We start from the raw sequence: 17,463 nt of genomic DNA on the forward strand, positions 1-17,463 counted from the left end.
CCCTCTCTCAGATTCGTCTCAGGAACCCCCGCTAGCCTGCCCGCCCGAACGGGACTGTGCCGGTAGGGAAGGAGGCGGCAGTGGCACGCGGAGGTCGCGGAGCGCGCGGAGGCCGGGGACTGGCCCGGGTGGCCGTCGTCGTACGGGCCGGGGCGGCGCCGCTGTGGTGGCTCGGGGTGTGCGCGGCGGCCGTCGGGCTGGCGGTGCCGGGGCTGACGGGACGCCGGATCGGCCTCTACGCGGGGGCCGCACTGTTCCTGGTGACCGCGGCCGTGGTGGCGTGCACCCGACGCGGGCGGTACAAGAGCCTCGCCGACAAGGCCGTGCGCGCCGGACGGCACGACGTGCTGCAGGACCGGGCCGTCAGCGTCCGCGTCTGGCGGCGCGGGCACCGCTGGTGGCTGCTGCTGGCGTTCCTGGCGGCCCTGGCGAGTGCGGCGGCCCTGCCCGCCGCGGGCGGTCTGCTGCTGGCCGGGGCCGGGGCCGGGCTGCGCCTGAAGGCGGCCTGGCTGGGGCGGCTGGAGCGCGCCGGGGACGTGCTGCTGTGGGTGCGGGTCGACTGGCTCGGCAAGCGCGGCGGACGCCCGGTGGGCCCGGCGGTCAAGGGCTTCCGCAGCACCGGCATCGCCGCGGGCGACGCGGCCCCGGGCGGGGCACGCCGCCGCAGCGCGGCACTGGTCTGATCCGGCGGCCGGACCGCGGCGGTCGAGCGTCCCGGTCCCCCGGTCGAGAGCGTCCGGGTCCCCGGTCCAGGCAGCCTGGTTCAGGGGCCCGGTTCAGGGGTCCGGTGTCGAGGGCCGGCGCCCGGCCACGGCCGGGGCCCGGCCCCCCCGGGCACAGATCAGGGCAGGCGTCAGGGCAGTTTCAGCGAGGTCAGGGCCGTGGCGTGCGCGGCGCCCGCCTCCGTCACGATCTCCTCCACCGTCTGCGCCTCCCGCACCGTCGCGAACGCGATGCCGCCGCGGCCGTCCGGCAGGTAGCCGTACACCGCGGGCCGGGGCAGGGAGTTGTAGGCGTAGTGGTGCGCGAAGTAGTAGGCGCCGGTGTCCAGCGCGGCCACCACGTCGCCCGGTTCCAGCAGGGCGAGCGAGCGTGCCTCGGCCAGCAGGTCGCCCGCGAAGCAGGCGGGCCCGGCGATGTCCTGCACCGCCTCGGGGCCCGGCTTGGGCCGGCCCTCGGCGTCGTACGCGGCCAGCCGCAGCGGCCACGACTGCGGGGCGTACACCGTGCGGGTGGCGACCTGCACCCCGGCGTGCGTCACCGCGACCGGGCGGCCGCCCGCGGTCTTGGTGTACTCCACCCGCGTCAGCAGCGTGCCCTGCTTGGCCAGCAGGGACCGGCCGAACTCGGTCACCAGCCCGTACCGCCCGTCGAACAGCCCCGGCACCGTCTCGGCCAGCAGCCGGGCGTACGCGGCGTACGTCGGCACGGTCTCCTCGCCGGCGAAGTTCACCGGCAGTCCGCCGCCGATGTCGAGGGTGTCGATCTGCCGGCGCCCGGCCCGCTCGTTGATCTCCTCGGCGAGGCGGTAGGTCTCGGCGATGCCCTGGGCCAGCCGCGGCAGCGGGATGCCCTGGGAGCCGGTGTGGGCGTGCAGCCGGGTCAGCCACGGCCGGTCGAGGAACGCCTTGACCACCCACTCGCGCGCCCCCTCGTCGCGCAGGGCCACCCCGAACTTCGAGGTCGCCGTCGCCGTGGACAGCGCCTCGATGGAACCGCCGCCGACCTGCGGGTTCACCCGGATCCCGAGCGGTGAGCGGGGGACGGAGGAGCCCACGAGGGCATCGAGGCGGGCCAGCTCCTGCGGATTGTCCGCGTTGACGGCGATGCCCAGCGCCAGCGCCTCGCGCAGCTCCGCGGTGGTCTTCGCGGGGGAGTCGAGCACGGTGGCCTCGGCGGGCACGCCCGCCGCCCGGGCCAGCGCCAGCTCGCCCGGGCTCGCCACCTCCGCGCCGATGCCCTCCTCGGCCAGCAGTCGCAGCACCGGCACGAGCGGGGTCGCCTTCACCGCGAAGGCGTGCAGGACGGGTGTCCCGGGGGCCGTGACGTCCGCGAACGCCTGCCGGAGCCGTGCGGCCGCCTGCCGGATGCCGGTGACGTCGAGCAGGCCCACGAGGGGCGAGCCCGGGCCGAGCAGGCCCTGCTCCACCGCGGCCCGCACCGCCGCGTCCCGCCGGGCCGCCCGTTCCTCGTCCGCGTTCCGCTGCTGCCGGTAAACCGGATGCCCGTCGCTCATGCCCTCTCCCTCGTCGCGTCGCCGCCTGCGGCGGTGTGTGCCCGTGCCCTGCTTCCAGCCAAACATCCGGACGGCGGCCGCGGGGACTCCCCGATGTGTTGACTAGCTCTATTCACGAGGTGAGGATGTGAATAACACGGGCCACAGCGGGCCCCGGGAGCGATCCGTCAGGAGGCAGACCATGTCAGGACCCCGCCCCGTCCGAGCGCCGCGCGGCACGGAACTGAGCGCCCTGGGATGGCAGCAGGAGGCCGCCCTGCGGATGCTCCAGAACAACCTCGACCCCGAGGTCGCCGAACACCCCGACCAGCTCGTCGTCTACGGCGGCACCGGCAAGGCCGCCCGCGACTGGCGTTCCTTCGACGCCATGGTGCGCACCCTGCGGACGCTCAAGGCCGACGAGACCATGCTCGTCCAGTCCGGCCGCCCCGTCGGCGTCCTGCGGACCCACGAGTGGGCGCCGCGCGTCCTCATCGCCAACTCCAACCTCGTCGGTGACTGGGCCACCTGGGAGGAGTTCCGCCGCCTGGAGGCCCTCGGGCTGACCATGTACGGGCAGATGACCGCCGGTTCCTGGATCTACATCGGCACCCAGGGCATCCTGCAGGGCACCTACGAGACCTTCGCGGCCGTGGCCGCGAAGAGGTTCGGCGGCTCGCTGGCCGGCACCATCACCCTCACCGCCGGCCTCGGCGGCATGGGCGGCGCCCAGCCGCTGGCCGTGACGATGAACGGCGGCGTGGCCCTGTGCATCGACTGCGACCCGCGCGCCATCGACCGCCGCATCGAGCACCGCTACCTGGACGTGAAGGCCGACACCCTCGACCACGCCCTGCGGCTCGCCGTCGAGGCCCGCGACCGGCGCGAGCCCCTGTCCATCGGGGTCCTGGGCAACGCCGCCGAGCTGGTCCCGCAGCTGCTCGCCTCCGGCGCGCCCATCGACGTCGTCACCGACCAGACCTCCGCCCACGACCCGCTGACCTATCTGCCGCTCGGCATCGCCTTCGAGGACATGGCCGAGGCCGCCGCGAAGGACCCGGCCGGCTTCACCGCCCGCGCCCGCGAGTCCATGGCCCGGCACGTGGAGGCGATGGTCGGCTTCCAGGACGCCGGCGCCGAGGTCTTCGACTACGGCAACTCCATCCGCGGCGAGGCCCAGCTCGCCGGCTACGAGCGGGCGTTCGCCTTCCCCGGCTTCGTGCCCGCCTACATCCGGCCGCTGTTCTGCGAGGGCAAGGGCCCCTTCCGCTGGGCCGCGCTGTCCGGCGACCCCGCCGACATCGCCACGACCGACCAGGCGATCCTGGACCTCTTCCCGGAGAACGAGTCCCTGGCCCGCTGGATCCGGATGGCCGGTGAACGCGTCCACTTCCAGGGCCTGCCCGCCCGTATCTGCTGGCTCGGCTACGGCGAACGCGACAAGGCCGGCGAACGGTTCAACGACATGGTGGCGCGAGGCGAGCTGAAGGCGCCCGTCGTCATCGGCCGCGACCACCTCGACTGCGGCTCCGTCGCCTCCCCGTACCGGGAGACCGAGGCGATGCTCGACGGCTCCGACGCCATCGCCGACTGGCCGCTGCTCAACGCCATGGTGAACGTCGCCTCGGGCGCCTCCTGGGTGTCCATCCACCACGGCGGCGGCGTCGGCATGGGCCGCTCCCTGCACGCCGGGCAGGTCACGGTGGCCGACGGCACCGCGCTGGCCGGGGAGAAGATCCGGCGGGTGCTCACCAACGACCCCGGCATGGGCGTCATCCGGCACGTCGACGCGGGCTACGACATCGCCGAGTCCGTGGCCGCCGAGCGCGGTGTCCGGGTGCCCATGCGGGAGGGGGAGCGGGCGTGAGCTTCCACAGCATGTGGACCGAGCTGCTCCCCGTGGGCCGCAGCTCGGCCTCCGGCGGCTACCGGCGCTTCGCCTGGACGGCCGCCGACGCCGAGTGCCGGGCCTGGTTCGAGGAACAGGCCCGCGCCCGGGGCCTGACCCACGAGGTCGACCGCAACGGCAACCAGTGGGCCTGGCTGGGCGATCCGGCCGCCGGCGACGCCGTCGTCACCGGCTCCCACCTGGACTCCGTGCCCGACGGCGGCGCCTTCGACGGCCCTCTCGGGGTGGTGTCCGCCTTCGCCGCCCTGGACGAACTGCGCGGCCGGGGCGTGCGGTTCACCAGGCCGGTGGGCATCGTCAACTTCGGCGACGAGGAGGGCGCCCGGTTCGGGCTGGCCTGCGTCGGCTCCCGGCTGACCGCCGGGCAGCTCACCGCCGAGCAGGCGCACCGGCTCACCGACGGCGACGGCATCAGCCTGCCCCGCGCCATGGAGGCCGCCGGACACGACCCCGAGGCCATCGGCCCGGACCCGGAGCGGCTGGCCCGGATCGGGGCCTTCGTCGAACTCCACGTCGAGCAGGGGCGCGCCCTGGACGAGCTGGGGCACGCCGTCGGTGTGGCCTCCGCGGTCTGGCCGCACGGGCGGTGGAGGTTCGACTTCCGCGGCGAGGCCAACCACGCCGGCACCACCCGGCTGACGGACCGCCACGACCCGATGCTGCCCTACGCCGAGACGGTGCTGGCCGCCCGGCGCGAGGCCGAGCGGGCCGGAGCCGTCGCCACCTTCGGCAAGGTCGCCGTCGAGCCGAACGGCGTCAACGCCATCCCCTCCCTGGTGCGCGGCTGGCTCGACGCGCGCGCCACGGACCAGGACGTGCTCGACACGGTCGTCGGCGGCATCGAGCAGGCGGCCCGCAAGGGCGCGGACGGGCACGGCGTCGCCCTGGACGTGGTCCGGGAGTCCTGCACGCCCGTCGCCGAGTTCGACCACGCCCTGCGCGACGACCTCGTCCGCATCCTGGCCCGCGGCGACGGCCCGGACGTGCCCGTGCTCGGCACCGGCGCGGGACACGACGCCGGGATCCTGTCCGCGCGCATCCCGACCGCCATGCTGTTCGTGCGCAACCCCACCGGTGTCTCCCACTCCCCGGCCGAGTCCGCCGACGAGGACGACTGCCTGGCCGGGGTGCGCGCCCTCGCCGACGTACTGGAAGGACTGGCCTGCAGGTGACCGGCACCCCGAAGCGGACCTACTGGCTCGAGCACGCCTGGCTCGGCGACGGAGTCGACCAGGGCGTCGAGCGGGGCGTCGCCCTGGACGTGCACGACGGCCGGATCACGGCGGTCCGCACGGGCGTGACCGTGCCGCCGCCGGGAGCCGTGTCCCTGCGCGGCCTGACCCTGCCGGGGCTGGCGAACGCCCACAGCCACGCCTTCCACCGGGCGCTGCGCGGCACCGCGCAGACCGGCACGGGCGGCGCCGGGACACCGGAGTCGTTCTGGGCCTGGCGGGACGTCATGTACGCCGTCGCCGACCGGCTCACCCCCGAGCGGTACCTGGCGCTCGCCCGCGCGGTGTACGCCGAGATGGCGCTCGCCGGGATCACCGCGGTCGGCGAGTTCCACTACGTCCACCACGCTCCCGGCGGCACCCCCTATGCCGACCCCAACGCCATGGGGGAGGCGCTGATCGAGGCCGCCGCCGAGGCCGGCATCCGCATCACCCTGCTCGACACCTGCTATCTGTCCGCCGGTTTCGGGCAGCCGCCCGACGCCCGTCAGGCCCGTTTCTCCGACGGCACGGCCGAGGCCTGGGCCGAACGCTGTGCACTTCTCAAGGAACGGGATCACGCACGGATCGGTGCCGCCGTCCACTCGGTGCGGGCCGTGCCCGCCGACCAGCTGGTGACGGTGGCGCGGTGGGCCGAGGAGCGGCGGGCCCCGCTCCATGTGCACCTGTCCGAACAGCCCGCCGAGAACGACGCGTGCCTCAGGGCCCACGGCCGCACGCCCGCCCGGCTGCTGGCCGACCACGGCGTCCTCGGCCCGCGCACCACCGGCGTGCACAACACCCATCTGACCGAGGAGGACATCGCCCTGCTCGGCGGCTCGGGCACCGGCACCTGCATGTGCCCCACCACCGAACGGGACCTGGCCGACGGCATCGGGCCCGCCGCCGCCCTGCAACGCGCCGGCTCCCCGCTGTCGCTCGGCTCCGACAGCCACGCGGTCATCGACCTGTTCGAAGAGGCCCGCGCGATGGAGCTGAACGAGCGGTTGCGCACCCGCGTACGCGGCCACTGGACGGCCGCCGCGCTGCTGCGCGCCGCCACCGCCGACGGACACGCCGCCCTCGGCTGGGACGACGCGGGCACCCTCGCCCCCGGCGCCCGCGCCGACTTCACCACCGTCGCACTGGACTCGGTCAGGACCGCGGGAGCGCCGCCGCGGCTCGGCGCCGAGACGGCCGTATTCGCCGCGACCGCGGCGGACGTGCGGCACACGGTCGTCGGCGGGCGGCACATCGTGCGGGACGGGCAGCACCAGCTGGTCCCCGATGTGCCGCAGGCCCTGGCACGGGCCGTGGAAGCCCTCCGCGGCTGACCCCCCTCGTCACCGGAGAGGACAGCATGAGCAGCAGCACGGTCATCACCAACATCGCCACGCTGGTCACCAACGACCCCTCCCTCGGTGACGGATCCCCCCTGGGTCTGGTCCGGGACGCGGCCGTCGTCGTCGAGGGCGACCGCGTCGTGTGGACCGGTGCCTCCAGGAAAGCACCCGCCACTGACAATCGGGTCGACGCCGGCGGCCGGGCCGTGCTCCCGGGCTTCGTCGACTCCCACTCCCACCTGGTGTTCGCGGGCGACCGCACCGAGGAGTTCAACGCCCGCATGTCCGGCCGCCCCTACAGCGCCGGCGGCATCCGCACCACCGTCGCCGCCACCCGAGCCGCCGACGACGCCGAGCTGGAGGCCACCCTCACCCGTCACCTCGCCGAAGCCCTGCGCCAGGGCACCACCACCCTGGAGACCAAGTCCGGCTACGGGCTCACCGTCGAGGACGAGGCCCGCGCCCTGCGCCTGGCCGCCCGCCACACCGAGGAGGTCACCTACCTCGGCGCGCACATCGTCGCCCCCGAGTACGCCGACGACCCGGCCGGCTATGTCGCCCTGGTCACCGGCGAGATGCTCGACGCCTGCGCCCCGCACGCCCGCTGGATCGACGTGTTCTGCGAGAAGGGAGCCTTCGACGGCGAGCAGGCCCGCGCGATCCTCACCGCGGGCAAGGCGCGGGGCCTGCACCCGCGCGTCCACGCCAACCAGCTGTCCTTCGGCCCCGGTGTGCGGCTCGCGGTGGAGCTGGACGCGGCCAGCGCCGACCACTGCACCCATCTGACGGACGAGGACGTGGCCGCCCTGGCCGGCAGCCGCACGGTCGCCACGCTGCTGCCCGGCGCCGAGTTCTCCACCCGCGGCCCCTGGCCGGACGCCCGCCGGCTGCTGGACGCCGGCGCCACGGTCGCCCTGTCCACCGACTGCAACCCCGGCTCGTCCTACACGTCGTCGATGCCGTTCTGCATCGCCCTGGCGGTACGCGAGATGCACATGACGCCCGACGAGGCGGTGTGGTCGGCGACCGCCGGCGGGGCGGCCGCGCTCCGGCGCGACGACATCGGCCGGCTGACCCCCGGCGCCCGGGCCGACCTGGTCGTCCTCGACGCGCCCAGCCATGTGCACCTGGCCTACCGTCCCGGCGTCCCGCTGGTGCGGCAGGTGTGGCGGCGCGGCGTGCGCGAGGTCTGACACGACGCCGGGCGCACGGCCGTTGGACACGAGGTCCGTCACGACGCCGGGCGCACGGTCCAACGACGAGAGGACCGTCACGGCGCCGGGCGCACGACCGTACGACGAGGGCGTCCGCCGTCCCTCGGACAGCGGACGCCCTCGTCATGGCACGGCAGGCCCCGCAGGCCGTCACTCCTCCAGGGTCAGCCCCTTGCGCAGCCTCAGCAGTGTCCGCGACAGCAGCCGCGAGACATGCATCTGCGAGATGCCCAGCTCCTCGCCGATCTCCGACTGCGTCATGTTGGCGACGAACCGCAGCGACAGGATCCTGCGGTCGCGCGAGGGCAGTTCGGCGATCAGCGGCTTCAACGACTCGACGTACTCGATCCCTTCGAGCCCGTGGTCCTCGTAGCCGATCCGGTCCGCGAGCGCACCCTCGGAGTCGTCCTCCTCGGGCTGGGCGTCCAGCGACGACGCAGTGTAGGCGTTCGACGCCGCCATGCCCTCGACCACCTCGTCCTCGCTGAGGCCCAGGTGGCGGGCGAGTTCCGCCACGGTCGGGGCGCGGTCCAGGCGCTGCGCCAGCTCGTCGCCGGCCTTGGCCAGGTCCAGACGGAGTTCCTGCAGCCGGCGCGGGACGCGCACGGACCACGACGTGTCACGGAAGAAACGCTTGATCTCCCCGATGATGGTCGGCATGGCGAAGGTGGGGAATTCCACGCCACGGGAGAGTTCGAAGCGGTCGATCGCCTTGATGAGGCCGATGGTGCCGACCTGGATGATGTCTTCCAGCGGCTCGCTGCGGGAGCGGAAACGGGCGGCGGCGAACTTGACCAGAGCGAGGTTGAGTTCGACGAGAGTGTTGCGTACGTACGAGTACTCGTGGGTGCCTTCCTCGAGGCTTTCCAGCCGCTCGAAGAGGGTCTTGGACAGCGCCCGGGCGTCGTCCGGGGCCACTTCGTCGCACGGGGGGATGTCCGGGAGTCCGGTCAGTGCGGGGGGCGGGGCGGCTCGCCCGGCGGGTACGTCGTCGCGGAACTCGGGGGGATCCAGATGGTCCGGAGGGATTGTCGACGTCGCCGTCCGGGTATGCGAGGCGTCGAGCCGGGGTGACATGATGTCCTCCATCGTTCTCGGCATATGGCTGCCGAAGCCAGTTCGTGCACTGCGGTGTGCGGCGCCTCCAAAGCCGGCGGTGTCGGGTACGTGTCCTTACTAGCCCTACCCGCTTCCCCGACAAGACCGCAAGTGCCTTCTGTGGGCATATGTCCGTTTCTGTGCGGTTGTTCAGCTGTCCGGCCGGGGAGGGAAGGCGTAGTGTTCGAGGGCGTCAGTCAGCAGCCACAACACCCGGGAGAGAGACGGCATGGACCGCGGGACGGTCGGCAGCGCACAGTCGGGCCGGCTTCTGGTGGAGGTGCGGCAAGAGGGCTCCAGCGCTGTTGTGACACCGGCGGGCGAGCTGGACCATCACACGGCGGACCTGCTGCGCGTGCCGCTCGAGGAGTGTCTCGCCAAGGGACGCTCGCGCCTGGTGGTCGACTGCTCGCGCCTGGAGTTCTGCGACTCCACCGGGCTGAACGTGCTGTTGGGGGCGCGGCTGAAGGCGGAGGCCGCCGGAGGGGGTGTGCATCTGGCCGCCATGCGGCCGGTGGTCGCCCGCGTCTTCGAGATCACCGGGGCGGAGGCGGTCTTCGGGGTCTACGACACCCTCGAGGCCGCACTGACCGGCGGTGACGCCGGTGACACCTCGGACGCCGCGCAGGCCGCGGACACCGACGGGAGGACGGCCGACGACGACCGGTCCGGCGAGGGCGGCACGGCCCCCGGTCCCGGGGCGTCCGGGTGACCGGCCCGTGCGGTCGCGGCCGGTGACCGCCCGCCCTCGGACGCGGGCGCGGAAAACGGGGGTGTTCCACCGGGGCAGTCGGGCAGGAGTCATCCTGTGCGGAACGGCTCGCGACCCCTGGACGGACGACGCATCCCCGCGACCGCGGCCGCGGACCCGGGTGAATCGGCGCACAGCCGCCGCCCGGCGGGAGCCGCCAGGCCCCCGAACGGCGTGTGTACGGGCGTACCGACGCTGTACGTGTGTAGTGACGTGTGAATCGTGAACTGGTGAATCGGTGAGGTGAAGCGCTGATGAGCACCACCCGGCCCTACTCGCCGGGCGACCGCGGCCCGGAGCCCAGCGGCGCTTCCGGGGTGCCCGCGTCCCCGTCGGCGTTCGTGGCGTCCGCGCAGGACGCGACGGCCGCGCCGGGCATCTCGCCGGGCAGTCGCCAGGTCCGCAGGCTGAGCTTCGACGGCGAGAGCGGTGTCGTGCCGCTCGCCCGCGACTTCACCCGTCAGGCGCTGTACGCCTGGGGCTGGCTGCCCGCGTCGACCGCCGACCGGCGGGCCGCCGCCGAGGACGTGCTCCTGGTCGTCTCCGAACTGGTCACCAACGCCTGCCTGCACGCCGAGGGGCCGGACGAGCTGGAGATCTCCTGCGACGACAAGGCGATCCGCATCGAGGTCTCCGACCGCGGCGCCGGACAGCCGACGCCCCGCACCCCGCACCGCGCCGGCCGCCCCGGCGGCCACGGCATGTTCATCGTCCAGCGGCTGTGCCTGGACTGGGGCGTCGTCCGCGTTCCCGGTGTCGCCGGCAAGAGGGTCTGGGCGACGCTCGGCGCCCCCGCGTAGCAGCCGCACAAGCCTTCTCGCGCAGCAGTCGCACAAGCCCTCCCGGGCAGCACCCGCACAAGTTCCGGCCACAGCCCCCGCACGAGCTTCCCGCGCCGCCCGTCCCGCTCCGGCAGGGACGGGCGGCGCGCTGGTGCGGCGGCCGGCGTTCCACGGCCCGCGGCCGGGATGCGACGAGGCCCCCGCGTCCTCGGACGGACGCGGGGGCCTCGCGGGTACGGAAGGGACGGGCGTCAGCGCACGTCGCCCATGAGGGTCTTGACCTTGTTGCGGTACATCCACACGGCCAGACCCGCGACGGCCGCCAGGCAGGCCTCCAGGGCCACGATGCCCTTGGTGTTGAGGTCGACCCCGGCGGTGGAGAGCAGACCGGTCGTGGCGTCACCGGCGGTGACGGCGAGGAACCAGACACCCATCATCTGCGAGGCGTACTTCGCGGGCGCCATCTTCGTGGTGACCGACAGGCCGACCGGCGACAGGGTCAGCTCGCCGACGGTCTGCACGAAGTAGATGCCCACCAGCCACAGGGCGGCGGCCTTGTGACCGCCGTCGGCGATCGCCAGCGGGGCCAGGAAGAGGAAGAAGGACGCGCCGACGAGCACGAGGCCCATGCCGAACTTCACCGCGGTGCTCGGCTCCTTGCCGCGCCGGGCCAGCGCGACCCACAGCCAGGCGAAGACCGGCGCCAGCGCCATGATCATGATCGGGTTGACCGACTGGTACCAGGAGACCGGGAACTCCCAGCCGAAGATGCTGTTGTCGGCCGACTTCTCGGCGAACAGCGACACCGTCGAGCCGCCCTGGTCGTAGATCATCCAGAACACCGCCGCGGCCACGAAGAACCAGATGTAGGCGGTCATCTTCGACTGCTCGGTGCGGTCCAGCTCCTTGTCCCGCTTGATCCGCACCAGGACCATGACCGGGATGAGCAGGCCGGCGATGGTGATCGGGACCAGCACCCAGTTCAGGGTGTAGACGCCGGAGAAGCCCACGATCGCGTAGAAGACCACGGCGACGGCCGCCCACAGCGCGGACTTGCGCAGCGTGGCCCTCTTCTCCTCGGCGGACAGCGGGGTCGGGACGACGTCCGAGCGCGGGTCCAGGTGGCGGGAGCCGAGCAGGAACTGGGTCAGACCCACACCCATGCCGACCGCGGCCAGGGCGAAGCCGATGTGCCAGTTCACGTTCTCGCCGATGGTGCCGATGATCAGCGGCGCGGCGAAGGCACCCAGGTTGATGCCGATGTAGAAGATCGTGAAGCCGCCGTCCCGGCGCGGGTCGTCGGTGCCCTTGTACAGGTGGCCGACCATCGTGGAGATGTTGGCCTTCAGCAGGCCGGAGCCGATCGCGACCAGACCCAGGCCGGCGAAGAAGGTGCCGGCCCACGGCAGGGCCAGCGTCAGGTGGCCGAGCATGATCACTGCGCCGGCGACCGCCACGGTCTTGCGGGGTCCCAGGACCCGGTCGGCGAACCAGCCGCCCGGCATGGCCAGCAGGTACACGAGCGACAGGTAGACCGAGTAGATCGCGGTCGCGCTGGCCGCACTCATGTGCAGGCCGCCCGGCGCCACCAGGTACAGCGGGAGGAGGGCCCTCATGCCGTAGTAGGAGAAGCGCTCCCACATCTCGGTCATGAAGAGGGTGGCCAGGCCGCGGGGGTGGCCGAAGAAGGTCTTCTCGGAACCGGGGGTACCCGGCAGGACCGAGTCCTTCGTCAGGCTGGACGCCATGGTCGTTCCTTGCTGCTCGGGACGCGCCGCGAGCCGGTACGCGCCCGGTGGGGGGACAGCCGGCACCGGCTGGACCGTCGCCCACCCCACGCCCGAGGGGAGCCCGTCCCGGGTCGCGGGACGGAGGACGCCGGCCACCGGGATCCACACCTGCCCCGGCGCGTCGCACCCGGTCAGGCCCGGCCCTAGGTCATTGCTTGCTGGGCCGGACGGACCGGCCCCGCACACAAAAGGGACCCTCGGCGTCATCGGCGAGCGCCAAAGGTCCGCTGCGTGCTACGGGCGTTCACGTCACCATACGGCAGGACACAGCCGGAAATGGAGGGCTTGAGATGCGGATCACACTGATCGCTGGAACCGCGGACGCTCGTCCAGAGGTGGTCATCAGAATGGCACCGCAGCGCCGCGCCGCGCCAACCGGACGAGGACGCCCGGCTCGGGCGCGGACGAAACGGCCGGAAACCGACGGCCGCGGACCGCCCGAAAAAGCGCCGGAAAGCTAAGAGCCCGGGGGCGCCTCTCACACCCCCGGCGGACCGCACGAGCGGACTACCATCGCCTCATGACCCGTGTACTGCTCGCCGAGGACGACGCGTCCATCTCGGAGCCGCTGGCCCGCGCCTTGCGCCGGGAAGGTTACGAGGTCGAGGTACGTGAGGACGGACCCACCGCGCTCGAGACAGGAATGCAGGGCGGTGTGGACCTGGTTGTGCTGGACCTCGGTCTGCCCGGTATGGACGGACTGGAGGTCGCCCGCCGGCTGCGAGCCGACGGTCACACCGTGCCCATCCTGATCCTGACCGCGCGCGCCGACGAGGTGGACACCGTCGTCGGTCTGGACGCGGGCGCCGACGACTACGTCACCAAGCCGTTCCGGCTGGCCGAGCTGCTGGCGCGGGTGAGGGCCCTGCTCCGGCGCGGGGCCACGGAGCCGCAGCAGCCGCCCGCCACCCACGGTGTGCGCATCGACGTCGAGTCCCACCGGGCCTGGATGGGCGACGAGGAGCTGCAGCTCACCGCGAAGGAGTTCGACCTGCTGCGGGTCCTGGTGCGGGACGCCGGCCGGGTCGTCACCCGCGAGCAGCTGATGCGCGAGGTCTGGGACACCACCTGGTGGTCGTCGACCAAGACCCTCGACATGCACATCTCCTGGCTGCGCAAGAAGCTCGGCGACGACGCCGCGAATCCCCGCTACATCGCGACCGTGCGCGGCGTGGGCTTCCGTTTCGAGAAGAGCTGATCGTCCGCAGGACGACCCGCGCCCGTCAGGCGGGCCCCGGCAGCATCGCCCCGGGGCCCCACCCCCACCCCGGGCCGCCCGGGATCCGAGCCAGGTAAGAAGTCATGCGCCGCCGACTGATCCAGTCCACGCTCGCCGTGGTGCTCGTGGTGATCGCCGTCTTCGGCGGCTCCCTGGTGCTCGTGGAGACCCGCACGATCAGCAACAGCGCCCAGGAACGGGTCGACTCCGAGGCGCTGCGGCTGGCCAGCATCGTCGACAGCCGGCTGCTGGGCGACCAGACCGTCGACGCGGACGCCCTGAGCGGCCAGGTCGCCCCGGGCCAGTACGCGGTGATCGGCATCGCCGGGCAGAAACCGATCACGGTCGGCACCGAGCCGTCCGGGGACGTCATCCACGCCACCGCCACGGGCGAGCAGGGCGAGACCGTCCGGGTCGAGGAGCCGCGGTCCGCGATCACCCGTGAGGTCGGCCGGACCCTGCTGATCATCGGTCTGGTGGCGCTGCTGGCGGTGGTGGCCGCGGTGCTGCTCGCCGTCCGCCAGGCCAACCGGCTGGCCTCCCCGCTGACCGACCTCGCCGAGACCGCCGAGCGCCTCGGCTCGGGCGACCCGCGGCCCCGCTACAAGCGGTACGGCGTCCCCGAGCTGGACCGGGTCGCCGATGTGCTGGACCGTTCCGCCGAGCGCATCGCCCGCATGCTGACCGCGGAACGACGGCTGGCCGCCGACGCCTCCCACCAGCTGCGCACCCCGCTGACCGCCCTGTCGATGCGGCTGGAGGAGATCACCCTCACCGACGACCTGGACACGGTGAAGGAGGAGGCGAACGTCGCCCTCACCCAGGTCGAGCGGCTGACGGACGTGGTGCAGCGCCTGCTGACGAACTCCCGCGACCCCCGGACCGGCTCCGCCGTCACCTTCGACCTGGACGAGGTCATCCAGCAGCAGATCGCCGAGTGGCGCCCCGCCTACCGCAGTGCCGGGCGTGCCATCGTCACCTCCGGCAAGCGGCATCTGCAGGCCGTGGGCACGCCGGGCGCGGTGGCCCAGGTGCTGGCGGCCCTGATCGAGAACTCGCTCATGCACGGCGGCGGCACGGTGGCGCTGCGCACCCGCGTGACCGGCAACCAGGCGGTCGTCGAGGTCACCGACGAGGGCCCCGGCGTCCCCGCCGACCTGGGCGCCCGCATCTTCGAGCGCACGATCAGCGGCCGCAACTCCACCGGCATCGGGCTGGCCGTCGCCCGGGACCTGGCCGAGGCCGACGGAGGCCGGCTGGAGCTGCTCCAGTCCAAGCCGCCGGTGTTCGGGCTGTTCCTGTCCCGGACCCAGCCGCCGAAGAAACCCGGCGAGCAGGGCGGCACGACGGTGCGCTGAGGCCGCCCGGCCCCGCTCAGCGCCCGGCCCGCGCCCCGGCCCGCTTCGGCTCCGTGCGCAACGACGTCCCGCCGCAGGCGGCCTGGCCGTGCGGCAGGGTGCGGAAGACCCACGTGCGGTAGGACCAGAACCGGAACAGGGTCGCGATGCCGATGCCGAGGAACTTGAAGACGTTGCTCTGCAGCGGGCTGTCCCAGCCGAAACCGTACGTCGCCAGGTACAGCACCCCGTTCTCGATCACCAGACCGGCCGCGCTGAACAGCAGGAACAGGGTCATCTCCCGGGTCCGGCCGCTCTTGTCCCGGTCCCGGTAGGTGAAGTGGCGCAGCCCGAGGTAGTTGAAGCAGATCGACACCACCGTCGCGATGACGCTGGCCCGCACCACCTGCAGGTCGGTCACGTGCCGCACGAGGTTGAACACGAGGAGGTTCACCAGCAGCCCGGCACCGCCGACCGCCCCGAACTTCACCGCCTCCTGCCACAGGCGGCCCACGCGGTGCCACACCGCGCCGCCGGGCGCCCGGCCCTGCCGGGTGTCACCGGCCGTGCGCGGGCTGCGAGCCGTGCGGGGCTGCTGGGGCGCCGGGGGCGACGATCGGTGCCCCGAGGAACCACGTCCCATGGTCGTCCAGGCCCCCGTCCGGGTCGGTTGCGTCAACTCCGCCATGCTAACCAGCGGCCCGTCTCCTCGCCCGTGGACGGACGGTGCCCGGGGGACCCGGCCGGAAAGCGCCCGAGGGACCGGAAAAGGCCGGGCAGGACACCGGTGGGCATCCGGAAAGAAGACGGCAAGAACCAGGACGGCGGCCGGGCGGAGCACGGTCGGATCACCGCCGCCGCCTGGACCGGCACACGCCCGCGAAGGTGCGTGATCCGGCCGTCCCGGCGCGGCCGATACTCTGGGGGCGTGACGTTCCCGGTAGTCGGCATGGTCGGCGGTGGCCAGCTCGCTCGTATGACCCACGAGGCGGGCATCCCGCTGGGCATCAGGTTCAAACTTCTCAGCGACTCTCCCCAGGACTCCGCGGCGCAGGTCGTCAACGACGTCGTCGTCGGCGATCATCGCGACCTGGACACCCTGCGTGCCTTCGCGCGCGGCTGCGACGTGATCACCTTCGATCACGAGCACGTCCCCGCCGAGCATCTGCGGGCCCTGGAGGCGGACGGCGTCCAGGTGCGCCCCGGCGCGGACGCGCTGGTGCACGCCCAGGACAAGGGAGTGATGCGCGCCCGGCTCGACGCGCTCGGCATCCCCTGCCCGCGGCACCGGATCGTGAGCGACCCCGCGGACGTGGCCGCGTTCGCCGCCGAGGGGGACGGCTTCCCCGTGGTCCTCAAGACCGTCCGCGGCGGCTACGACGGCAAGGGCGTGTGGGTGGTCCGCTCCGTGGAGGAGGCCGCCGAACCGTTCAAGGCGGGCGTGCCGGTCCTCGCCGAGGAGAAGGTCGACTTCGTCAGGGAGCTGGCGGCCAACGTCGTCCGCTCCCCGCACGGCCAGGCCGTGGCCTACCCGGTCGTGGAGTCCCGGCAGGTGGACGGCGTGTGCGACACGGTGATCGCCCCCGCCCCGGACCTGGACGAGGAGCTGGCCCTGCAGGCCGAGCGGATGGCCCTGACCATAGCCAAGGAGCTGGGCGTCGTCGGCCACCTGGCCGTGGAGCTGTTCCAGACCCGCGACGGCCGCATCCTCGTCAACGAGCTCGCGATGCGCCCGCACAACTCCGGTCACTGGACCATGGACGGCGCGATCACCTCGCAGTTCGCCAACCACGTCCGCGCGGTCCTGGACCTGCCCCTGGGCGACCCGCGCCCGCGCGCCAAGTGGACCGTGATGGTCAATGTGCTCGGCGGCGACTACCCCGACATGTACTCGGCGTACCTGCACTGCATGGCCCGCGACCCCCAGCTGAAGATCCACATGTACGGCAAGGACGTGAAGCCCGGCCGCAAGGTCGGACACGTCAACACCTACGGCGACGACCTGGACGACGTGCTGGAGCGCGCCCGTCACGCAGCCGGCTACCTGAGAGGCACCATCACCGAATGAGCCCCGTTGTTGGCATTGTCATGGGGTCGGACTCCGACTGGCCCGTCATGGAGGCCGCCGCCAAGGCCCTCGACGAGTTCGAGATCGCCTACGAGGTCGACGTCGTCTCCGCGCACCGCATGCCGCGCGAGATGATCGCGTACGGCGAGCAGGCCGCCGACCGCGGACTGAAGGTGATCATCGCCGGTGCGGGCGGCGCCGCCCACCTGCCCGGCATGCTCGCCTCCGTCACCCCGCTGCCGGTCATCGGCGTGCCCGTGCCGCTGAAGCACCTGGACGGCATGGACTCGCTGCTGTCGATCGTGCAGATGCCGGCCGGGGTGCCCGTGGCCACCGTCTCCGTCGGCGGCGCCCGCAACGCCGGTCTGCTGGCCGCCCGCATTCTCGCCGCCCACGACGAGGACCTGCTCGGCCGGATGCGGGAGTTCCAGCAGGACCTCAACGACCAGGCCACGGAGAAGGGCAAGCGGCTGCGGGCCAAGGTCGAGGGCACCGCCGGTTTCGGCTTCAACTCGGGGAAGTGACG

General features: G+C 73.1%; 14 protein-coding genes and 1 pseudogene. 11 read left to right on the forward strand and 4 right to left on the reverse strand.

The features are described 5' to 3' along the window. The first annotated feature begins 80 nt into the window (after positions 1-80). Positions 81-683, forward strand: coding sequence for a hypothetical protein (locus OG899_RS16280; RefSeq protein WP_125496885.1), 603 nt, complete (start codon positions 81-83; stop codon positions 681-683). Positions 684-853: 170 nt separating this feature from the next. On the opposite strand, the gene OG899_RS16285 is transcribed toward OG899_RS16280, so the two are convergent. Further along, positions 854-2,236: a diaminopimelate decarboxylase gene (locus OG899_RS16285; RefSeq protein ID WP_189343501.1), complete on the reverse strand. Its 1,383-nt coding sequence runs from the start codon at positions 2,234-2,236 to the stop codon at positions 854-856. Between the two features lie 181 nt (positions 2,237-2,417). Here OG899_RS16285 and hutU point away from each other — a divergent pair, with 181 nt between their 5' ends. The 4 genes from hutU to hutI are packed head-to-tail and all read left to right on the forward strand — an operon-like array spanning position 2,418 to position 7,871. Continuing rightward, the gene (gene hutU / locus OG899_RS16290; protein WP_125496887.1) at positions 2,418-4,082 is read left to right on the forward strand and encodes a urocanate hydratase; all 1,665 of its coding nucleotides are present in this window, start codon (positions 2,418-2,420) and stop codon (positions 4,080-4,082) included. Next, entirely contained in the window at positions 4,079-5,296 is a 1,218-nt protein-coding gene (locus OG899_RS16295; protein ID WP_125496888.1) for an allantoate amidohydrolase, read from the forward strand. The genes hutU and OG899_RS16295 overlap by 4 nt, the downstream gene beginning before the upstream one ends. After that, the gene (locus OG899_RS16300; RefSeq protein WP_189343503.1) at positions 5,287-6,669 is read left to right on the forward strand and encodes a formimidoylglutamate deiminase; all 1,383 of its coding nucleotides are present in this window, start codon (positions 5,287-5,289) and stop codon (positions 6,667-6,669) included. The genes OG899_RS16295 and OG899_RS16300 overlap by 10 nt, the downstream gene beginning before the upstream one ends. Positions 6,670-6,695: 26 nt before the next feature. Further along, a complete protein-coding gene (hutI, locus tag OG899_RS16305; protein WP_189428368.1) occupies positions 6,696-7,871 on the forward strand; it encodes an imidazolonepropionase in 1,176 nt (391 codons plus the stop codon). 171 nt (positions 7,872-8,042) lie between these two features. Here hutI and OG899_RS16310 read toward each other — a convergent pair whose 3' ends face one another. After that, positions 8,043-8,981 (reverse strand): RNA polymerase sigma factor SigF, encoded by a 939-nt coding sequence (locus OG899_RS16310; protein ID WP_189428369.1) that lies wholly within the window; start codon positions 8,979-8,981, stop codon positions 8,043-8,045. A gap of 238 nt (positions 8,982-9,219) precedes the next feature. Between OG899_RS16310 and OG899_RS16315 the strand changes: the two are divergent. Further along, positions 9,220-9,585, forward strand: a pseudogene (locus OG899_RS16315) (STAS domain-containing protein); the annotation flags it as partial. Positions 9,586-9,995: 410 nt separating this feature from the next. Then, complete coding sequence (locus OG899_RS16320) at positions 9,996-10,541, forward strand: ATP-binding protein (protein ID WP_125496892.1); 546 nt, start codon at positions 9,996-9,998, stop codon at positions 10,539-10,541. Positions 10,542-10,774: 233 nt separating this feature from the next. Here OG899_RS16320 and OG899_RS16325 read toward each other — a convergent pair whose 3' ends face one another. Then, positions 10,775-12,271 carry an oligopeptide:H+ symporter gene (locus tag OG899_RS16325; protein WP_168132015.1) on the reverse strand — a complete coding sequence of 499 codons (1,497 nt, stop codon included), beginning with the start codon at positions 12,269-12,271 and terminating at the stop codon, positions 10,775-10,777. A gap of 562 nt (positions 12,272-12,833) precedes the next feature. Between OG899_RS16325 and OG899_RS16330 the strand changes: the two genes are divergently transcribed. Both OG899_RS16330 and OG899_RS16335 read left to right on the forward strand, forming a co-directional pair. Continuing rightward, on the forward strand, positions 12,834-13,511 hold the full coding sequence (locus OG899_RS16330; RefSeq protein WP_125496894.1) for a response regulator transcription factor: 678 nt from the start codon (positions 12,834-12,836) through the stop codon (positions 13,509-13,511). A 104-nt stretch (positions 13,512-13,615) separates the two neighbouring features. Further along, positions 13,616-14,890, forward strand: coding sequence for an ATP-binding protein (locus OG899_RS16335; protein ID WP_406311067.1), 1,275 nt, complete (start codon positions 13,616-13,618; stop codon positions 14,888-14,890). 16 nt (positions 14,891-14,906) lie between these two features. Here the strand turns inward: OG899_RS16335 and OG899_RS16340 are convergent, their stop codons facing one another. Continuing rightward, positions 14,907-15,512 (reverse strand): GtrA family protein, encoded by a 606-nt coding sequence (locus tag OG899_RS16340; protein ID WP_229814555.1) that lies wholly within the window; start codon positions 15,510-15,512, stop codon positions 14,907-14,909. A gap of 285 nt (positions 15,513-15,797) precedes the next feature. On the opposite strand from OG899_RS16340, the gene OG899_RS16345 reads away from it, so the two are divergent. Both OG899_RS16345 and purE read left to right on the forward strand, forming a co-directional pair. Continuing rightward, complete coding sequence (locus OG899_RS16345) at positions 15,798-16,937, forward strand: 5-(carboxyamino)imidazole ribonucleotide synthase (RefSeq protein ID WP_125496896.1); 1,140 nt, start codon at positions 15,798-15,800, stop codon at positions 16,935-16,937. Further along, positions 16,934-17,461: a 5-(carboxyamino)imidazole ribonucleotide mutase gene (gene purE, locus OG899_RS16350; RefSeq protein WP_125496897.1), complete on the forward strand. Its 528-nt coding sequence runs from the start codon at positions 16,934-16,936 to the stop codon at positions 17,459-17,461. The genes OG899_RS16345 and purE overlap by 4 nt, the downstream gene beginning before the upstream one ends. The last annotated feature ends 2 nt before the right edge of the window (positions 17,462-17,463 follow it).

The organism is Streptomyces thermoviolaceus, from assembly GCF_045209695.1.
Taxonomy (GTDB): Bacteria; Actinomycetota; Actinomycetes; order Streptomycetales; family Streptomycetaceae; genus Streptomyces; species Streptomyces thermoviolaceus.